Annotated in this window: 6 protein-coding genes; all 6 read left to right on the top strand. The window is 64.0% G+C overall.

The window, feature by feature from the left end:
• Positions 1-633 precede the first annotated feature (633 nt).
• On the top strand, positions 634-1,410 hold the full coding sequence (gene gloB, locus GPT33_RS11240; RefSeq protein ID WP_296808804.1) for a hydroxyacylglutathione hydrolase: 777 nt from the start codon (positions 634-636) through the stop codon (positions 1,408-1,410).
• A gap of 539 nt (positions 1,411-1,949) precedes the next feature.
• On the top strand, positions 1,950-2,804 hold the full coding sequence (locus GPT33_RS11235; RefSeq protein ID WP_296808799.1) for a substrate-binding domain-containing protein: 855 nt from the start codon (positions 1,950-1,952) through the stop codon (positions 2,802-2,804).
• Positions 2,805-5,075: an EAL domain-containing protein gene (locus GPT33_RS11230; RefSeq protein ID WP_296808796.1), complete on the top strand. Its 2,271-nt coding sequence runs from the start codon at positions 2,805-2,807 to the stop codon at positions 5,073-5,075. It begins immediately after the preceding gene.
• A gap of 36 nt (positions 5,076-5,111) precedes the next feature.
• Positions 5,112-6,650, top strand: coding sequence for an apolipoprotein N-acyltransferase (gene lnt, locus GPT33_RS11225; RefSeq protein ID WP_296808794.1), 1,539 nt, complete (start codon positions 5,112-5,114; stop codon positions 6,648-6,650).
• A gap of 63 nt (positions 6,651-6,713) precedes the next feature.
• A complete protein-coding gene (locus tag GPT33_RS11220) occupies positions 6,714-7,229 on the top strand; it encodes a hypothetical protein (protein ID WP_296808792.1) in 516 nt (171 codons plus the stop codon).
• A gap of 15 nt (positions 7,230-7,244) precedes the next feature.
• On the top strand, positions 7,245-8,061 hold an 817-nt coding region (gene mpl, locus GPT33_RS11215; RefSeq protein WP_296808788.1), incomplete at its 3' end, for a UDP-N-acetylmuramate:L-alanyl-gamma-D-glutamyl-meso-diaminopimelate ligase.

Genomic DNA, 8,061 nt, shown 5'->3' with positions numbered 1-8,061 from the left:
GAAGGGTTTGAACAGAAGGCGTCGCTCGAGACGGTCGCTCGCGGCGAGGTCGACATGCCGCGAGCGCCGCGTAAAGGGCTCGACCAGTGTGAAGATCTCGTGATGTGTCAAAGGGTGCGAGCTCATAACCAGTCCTCGCCGGAAACGGATGGGGAAGACAAGGACGCCGCGGGCTCAGGATCGAGCCGCGCGCCCGAATTGTAACTGTAACGCCCGAATACCCCTGTCCAACATCAGCAATAATCGGGTTATTGCCGCGAGCCCTTTCAGTGCCGAACGGAACGAGTGTATCGGCGACCCTCAATCCGGCAGTCGGCCGCTTCGTGCTCCATGCAATGGTTCGACGACCTTGACGATTGCGTTCAACTGCCCGGACCTAAACTGCGCTCGGTGCCGTATGCGTCATTTGGTGGATTGGCTTGGCCGCGCCAGCTCCGACAACCGTCGGAGCTGGCGCGGTTTAGGGTGACAAGACTCCTCCGAAGCCTGGTTCGTGTGATCATAACCGGGTTTCACGAGGCCGCCCGGATCGTCGCGTCGACTTGCGACGCTCCCAGCGAGTGCGGTTCGCATGCCGAGACGCCGAGGTCTTTCGGTGCCTCCCCTTCGACGACTGACGCACGGGAGCCGTATATGATCGAGATTCGCCCGATCCACGCCTTTTCGGACAACTACATCTGGCTGCTGACCGAGACGTCGGGAACGGCAGTGGTCGTGGACCCGGGCGATGCCGATCCGGTCCTGGAGCTCCTACGCGCGGAGGATCGGGTCCTCACCGCCGTCTTGGTCACCCACCACCACGGCGATCACATCGGCGGATTGAGCGAGCTGCGCTCGGTCTTTCCCCAGGCGCGCATCTATGGCCCCGTCGACCCGAGGATCCGCGACCTGACCGATCCGCTGGGCGAGGGGGCGGTGGTGCGCCCGCAGGGCCTGAGCGTCGATTTTCGTGTTATGGAAGTGCCGGGTCACACCTCCACACACATTGCCTACCTGGGAGCCGGCAGCCTGTTCTGCGGCGATACGCTGTTTGCCGGTGGTTGCGGACGCGTCTTCGACGGCACCTTCGAGCAGCTCTCGGATTCTTTGGACCGGATCGCCGCGCTGCCGCCCGAGACCCTCGTGTACTGCGCACACGAGTACACGCTCGCGAATCTCGGTTTTGCAGACTGGGTCGAACCCGGCAGCCGGACCCTGAGTGCGCGGATGGACTCCGATCGTGCACGACGGGCGATGGGCATACCCACGGTCCCGTCGCGTCTCGAGCTGGAGCTGGCGACCAACCCCTTCCTGCGGAGCCGTGTGCCGGCGGTCGTCGAAGCCGCCCAGCGTGCCGCGGGACGCCCGCTCGGCTCTGCCCGCGAGGTCTTCAGGGCGCTGCGGCAGTGGAAGGACGATCATTACGATTAAACCGCGCCCGGTGCGATATGCGTCATTTGTTGGAATGGCTTGGCCGCGCCAGCCCCGACGACTGTCGGAGCTGGCGCGGTTTAAAGTCTTAAAAAATATTAAATTCTAAACCGCGTCTCACCGGGGTCGAGGACATCTCCGAAGCCAAACGCAAAATGAAAACTACGCATCTCCCTCCGGACGCGGTTTAGGCGTGCCGTCGGTTGATCAGGCATTTGCCGGGACGAGGCGGCATCTGCGATCTGGAGTGATACGGTTCACGCCGGCCATGCGCTTGGCCCGATCCGGAGCGCCCGTGTGCGCCCACCGAGGGCGACCTGCCGGCCCTCGATGCTGGCGATTGTGCCGCTTCAGGCCTATCCTCCTGGTTAGCGGCCGGTGCATCGACGGCATGACTCCGGTCGACTCCGCCGCCCGGCAGCGTCGCGGTGGGACATTCACCGGATCTTTCCGCACCGAGCCGCCGACGGGAAAAGCGCAAGATATGGACGCGGTACGACACCGCGAGGACGGCGACTCGATCGTCGGAAGGGACCAACATGAAACCACTCGTCGTCGATGCAATTGCACGGCGCATTCGGGAGTCCGCCGCGGCCGCTCTGTTGTTGGCCGGAGTCACGGCGCTGTCCTGCGGCCCGGATCTCGCGCATGCCGAGGAGATCAAGATTGGCGGCACGGGAGGCGCGCTGGCAACAATGCGAATTCTCGGCGAGGCCTATGCCGCGGCACAGCCCGGCACCGAGATCACCGTGCTGCCGAGCCTGGGCAGCAGTGGCGGCATCAAGGCCATGCTGTCGGGCGTCATCCAGATTGCCGTGACAAGCCGGGCGCTGACCGACACCGAGATCAGCGCGGGCGCGGTGCAAATTGCCTACGCTCGGACGCCGTTCGTCTTCGCCACCGCCTCTACGAACGCGACAACGGGACTGTCGTTGCAGGAGCTGGTTGAGATCTATGCCGGCAGGTCCGTCCATTGGCCCGACGGCAGGCGCATTCGACTGGTGATGCGTCCGACCGGCGACTCCGACAGCGACATGATCAAAAGCATGTCGCCTGCCATGGACCTGGCGCTCTCGCGGGCGGAAACCCGTAAGGGGATGGCGTTCGCCGTCACCGACCAAGATGCCGCCGACAACCTCGAGAGGATCCCCGGTGCCCTTGGACCCTCCACGTTGGCTCAGATTCTCTCTGAAAAACGCGCGCTGAAGGCGCTGGAGCTGGACGATGTCGAGCCCAGCCGGACGACCATCGCCGACGGCAGCTATCCGTACGACAAGACGCTGTTCATGGTGACCAGGTCCGAAACCTCCACCGCGGTGCGGGATTTCATTTCGTTCGTGAGGTCTGTCGCGGGAGCCGATATCTTGACGCGAACCGGCCACTGGGTGCAGTAGGTGGCCGGAAGCGGGAGTCCGAATGCACCGGCGGCGGGTCAGGGTTTCCTGCGCCTGATCGACGTGCTCGGTCTGGTGCTGTCGGGGGCTATTGCGCTGCTTCTCCCCCTGGGCTACTTCACCGTCAGCTATACCGCGCTGGTCTCCACGCTGGAGGCCGAGACCATGATCAAGGCCGAGTTGATCGATCGTTTGATTAGTGTGGAGCCCTCGCTCTGGCAGTTCCAGGTTCATCGCCTAAATGAGATGCTGGTCCGCTTTCCGACAACGCTCGAGACCGAGCGCGCCCTGATCCGCGACGCAACGGGTGTCGTCCTGGTCGATACGAAGACGCCGCTTCCGGTGCCCGTGGTGCTGCGCGAGGCCCCCGTGTTCGACTCCGGGGTCCTTGCCGGTCGCATCGAGCTGCAGCGCTCGCTGCAGCCGGTGGCGATCAAGACCGCCTTGACCGGCCTCCTTGGGTTACTGCTTGCCGGGTCTGTCTTCGGCATTATTCGGACGCTGCGCATTCGCGAGCACAGCATCATGGAGGCACGTTACGAGGAGCAGGAACGCGCGCGTGTCACGCTGCAATCGATCGGCGATGCGGTCATCACGACCGACGGCAACGAGCGGATCGATTACCTCAACCCGGTGGCCGAATCGCTGGTGGGTTGGAGACTGGCGCAGGCGCGCGGACAACCGTTGGCTCTTGTGATGCCGTTGATCGACGAGCACTCGCTGAAGCCGGCCCCCGACGCGATGGCGCAGGCACTGCGCGAAAACGATCATTGGTCGCGTTCCAAGCCGGCCGCGCTCAGGCGACCCGATGGCTCGACGATCTCGATCGACGACAGTGCTGCGCCCATTCGTGACCGGCGGGGCCAGGTGATCGGGGGCGTGCTCGTGTTCCACGATGTGACGGTTGCACGCAGCATTGCACAACGTATTCGCTGGGCAGCGACCCACGATGCGCTGACGGGGCTGGTCAATCGCCGGGAGTTTGAAAGCCGCGTCGAGGAGGCGCTCGCGACCTCCCGCAACTCCGACAAGCACCATACGCTCGGCTACCTTGACCTGGATCGGTTCAAGATCGTCAACGACACGGCGGGGCACGCCGTCGGTGATGCCCTGCTGAAGGAGATCTCAGCGCTGATGCAGGAGAAGCTGCGCGAGTCCGATACGCTGGCGCGGCTGGGGGGCGACGAGTTCGGTGTCCTGCTCGAGAGCTGCCCCCTCGATCGCGCCGAGTTGATCGCCGCCGACCTGCTGGCCGCCGTACAGGGCTTTCGGCTGAACTGGGAAGGGCAGGCCTTTTCCGTCGGCATCAGCATCGGCTTGGTCGGCATCAGCGGGGGGCAAGATACCCAGACGGAGGTGTTCAGCGCAGCGGACGCAGCCTGTTATGCCGCGAAGGAACAGGGACGGAACCGAATCCATGTCTTTCGCCGGACCGACGCTGCGGTAGCCGAGCGCCGCCGGGAGATGGATTGGGCGGCCAAACTGTGTCGCGCGCTTGACGAGGACCGTTTCGTGCTCTTCTATCAGTCCTACCGCGCGTTGGCGACCACAGGCGTAGGCGCCGACGTCAAGCACATCGAGATACTGCTGCGATTGATCGACGAGGACGGTAATCTGATTCTGCCGGGGCGTTTTTTGCCTGCAGCAGAGCGCTACTTTCTGATCTCCGCGATCGACAACTGGGTCATCGCGACAACGTGCTCCCGCTATGCCGACCTCGTCGCGTTCCTGGGCGCTCCTCTGACATGCGGCATCAACCTCTCCTGCACGTCGCTCAATTCCGATGAGCTGCCCGGGTTTATCCACGAGCAGGCGTGTCTTCACGGACTCCCTCCGGGGGCGCTTTGCTTCGAGATGACCGAAACATCCGTTATCAATAACCTTCGACGTACACGGCAGTTCGTCGATCACCTCAAAGATCTCGGCTTCTACTTCGCCCTCGATGATTTCGGCAGCGGCACGAGCGTGTTCGGCTACCTGAAGAACCTGCCGGTGGACTACATCAAGATCGACGGCAGCTTCATGCAGGAGATCGAGACGGATTCTCTGAATCGCACCATGGTGGAGATGATCAACCGAGTCGGTCATCTCATGGGTGTGAAGACGGTCGGCGAGTCTGCCGAGACGGAACAGATCATCGCCGAGCTCAAGTCGATCGGTGTCGACTTCGCGCAGGGTTACGGGTCTGAGATGCCACTGCCGCTTCCCGCGGCGGGTCAGCCGGCACCGTCGGCGCCGCGGCCTGTTGACCCCGACAGCTGCGACTGTTAGAACCGCCGCGCGTGTCTCCAACCCACTGGTCCCTCGATGTTCTCGCCCTCGCCGCGTCATGCCCTCGTTTTGCGATCCTTGCTTGCCTGCGCAAGCGGCGCCGTCATGGTGCTTGGATTCGCCCCCTTCGGTTGGTATCCGTTCGTCTTGATCGGCCTTCTGGGGTTTTTGGCCGCGCTGAGCGGCGCCTCGCCTCGGATCGGTCTTCTCGTGGGTTGGCTCTTCGGCGTCGGTCTGATGGGCTTCGGGGTCTTCTGGATCCGGATCAGCCTGAACGAGTTCGGCAACATGGACACCTGGGTTGCCCATCTGCTGACCGGGGTCTTCGTATCGGCGATCGCGCTCTTTTTCGGGCTTCTGGGTTGGATGGTTCGGCGCCTGGATCGGGGGCCGGCCTGGCTGGTTCCGCTCCTGGTGTTCCCGGGTCTTTATCTCCTGGTCGAGTGGCTGCGTGGCTGGTTGTTTACCGGCTTTCCCTGGCTGAGCTTGGGCTACACCCAGATCGACGGTCCGCTCGGCGGTTTTGCCCCGATCCTCGGCGTCTACGGCGTCGGTCTGCTGATCCTGCTGTCGGCGGGATTGCTTTGGGGACTCTTGCACTGGTCCGGACGGGGGCGCGTTGCGGCTGCCGCGGTGCTGGTCTTGGTTTGGGGCGGCGGGATGCTCCTGAAACAGGTGTCCTGGACCGCGCCGTCCGGGCCGAGCTTTCGCGCCGTGGTGGTGCAGGCGAGTATCCCGCAGGCAATGAAGTGGGATCCCGACCTGCTCGTCTCGACGATGGAGATTTACTGGGAGCTGACCGAGCGCAATCTGGATGCGGATCTGGTGGTCTGGCCCGAGACGGCGATCCCGGACTTTCTGCATCGTGTGCGTGACGTCCTCATCGAGCCCATGGCCGCCCGCGCACGGGAGGAGGGGACCGAGATCGTCCTCGGCATCCCGGTCATGGACTCGGACACCGGGCGTCACTTCAACGCCTTGCTCAGTCTAGGCAGCCGGGAGGATCTTTACGCCAAGCGCCATCTGGTGCCCTTCGGCGAGTTCATGCCCTTCAAGGCATGGCTGGGGCCGTTGGTGGATCTCTTCGAGGTCCCCATGTCCGACTTCAGTCGCGGCAGCTCCGAGCGGCCCTTGCTTGCGGTGGGCGATCGCTTGGCGGGTGTCTCCATCTGTTACGAGGACGCGTTTCCGGCGGAGGTTTCGCAGGCCATGCCCGAGGCCGAGTTTCTGATCAACGTCAGCAACGACGCCTGGTTCGGCGATTCGCTGGCGCCGCATCAGCATCTCGAGATGGCGCGCATGCGGGCGCTCGAAAACGGGCGCTATTTGCTGCGTGCCACCAACACCGGGATCTCGGCGATCGTCGATCAGCGCGGACTGGTGCTCGGGACGGTGCCCGCGTTCGTGCGCGGGGACTTTGCGGCACAGGTCCGACCCTATTCCGGCGCGACGCCCTATGTGCGGTTCGGCAACGCTCCGGCGATCGGGCTCGCGGCGGTCATGGTGCTGCTCGCTGTGGGTTGGGTTTTCCTACTGCGTGCGTCCTCGCGCTCCGACGTGGCCCGATCGAGATGAAGGTTGCCGCAGCAGCGACTCGGGCGGTTATGATTGAATCAGGTTTCGCCGAAGGATGTGACCGTGCAGGCCTTGATCTTATTTTTCGTTGAGCTGTGCGCCTTGCGCAGGACCCCGCAGGACCTTCCGGCCTCGGAGATCCTGCTTGCCGTCGTGGGAGTCGCGAGCCTTTCCGTGGGGGTGATGATCGGTCTTGTCGCCGATTTGTCGATCGCCGCGAGCCTTGCGCAGACCCTGTTCGAGCTTGCGATGACGCTCGGGGCACTCTTTGTCGCCTTGCGCGTCATGCGTCTGGATGCGCGCTTCATTCAATCCGCGACGGCGCTCTTGGGCAGCGGTGTCGTGATCGGTGCGATCGCGCTGATTCCGCTCAGCTTCAATCCCACCGGCTCGCAAGAGACTGATCTGGCCGCACTCGGCGCCCTCCTGCTTTTGGTGGTCTTCGTGTGGAGCGTGGTGGTGACCGGTCACATCCTGCGCCACACCTTTCAGATTACGCTTGGTCAGGGCGCGGCGATCGCCGTGGCATTCAAGGTCGGCGTGGTCCTTTTGATGGGCATCGCCTTCGGCGGCGCCTGAGGAGCTGGAACACGCATGCATCTGCATATCCTGGGCATCTGCGGCACCTTCATGGGCGGCATCGCCCTGCTGGCGCGCTCGCTCGGTCACCGCGTCACGGGCTCGGACGCCAGCGTCTATCCTCCGATGAGCACCCAGCTCGAGGCGGCCGGCATCGGGTTGATGGAGGGCTATGATCCGAGCCACCTCGATCCGGCGCCCGATGTGGTGGTGGTCGGCAACGCCATGAAACGGGGCATTCCGGCCGTGGAGGCCATGCTGGATCGCGGTCTGCGCTATTGCTCGGGTCCGGAGTGGCTGCGCGAGAATCTGTTGACCGATCGCTGGGTGCTGGCCGTGGCGGGCACGCACGGCAAGACCACGACCGCAAGCATGCTCGCCTGGGTCCTGGAGGACGCGGGTCTCGCGCCCGGCTTCCTGATCGGCGGCGTGCCGCTGGATTTCGGACTGTCCGCGCGGTTGGGCTCTGCACCCTTCTTCGTGGTGGAGGCGGACGAGTACGACACCGCCTTCTTCGATAAGCGCTCCAAGTTTGTCCACTATCGACCCAGCACACTGATCCTCAACAATCTCGAGTTCGACCACGCGGACATCTTCGAGGATCTCGGTCAGATCCAGCGCCAGTTCCATCATCTGGTGCGTACCGTCCCGGGTCGTGGTCTGATTGTCCATCCGGGTGCCGAGCCGGCGATCGATCAGGTGCTGGCGATGGGCTGTTGGACCCCGCGGGAGTCCTTCGGCGAGGCGGGGCGATGGACCGCTCGGCTGCTCGTGCCCGACGGCTCGCGCTTTGAAGTGCTGCTCGATGATCGCCCGCTGGGGGAGGTCGATT

The sequence above is a fragment of the Thiocapsa sp. genome (assembly GCF_011390875.1).
Classification (GTDB): domain Bacteria; phylum Pseudomonadota; class Gammaproteobacteria; order Chromatiales; family Chromatiaceae; genus Thiocapsa.
This window is presented reverse-complemented; position numbering and strand designations above follow the sequence as displayed.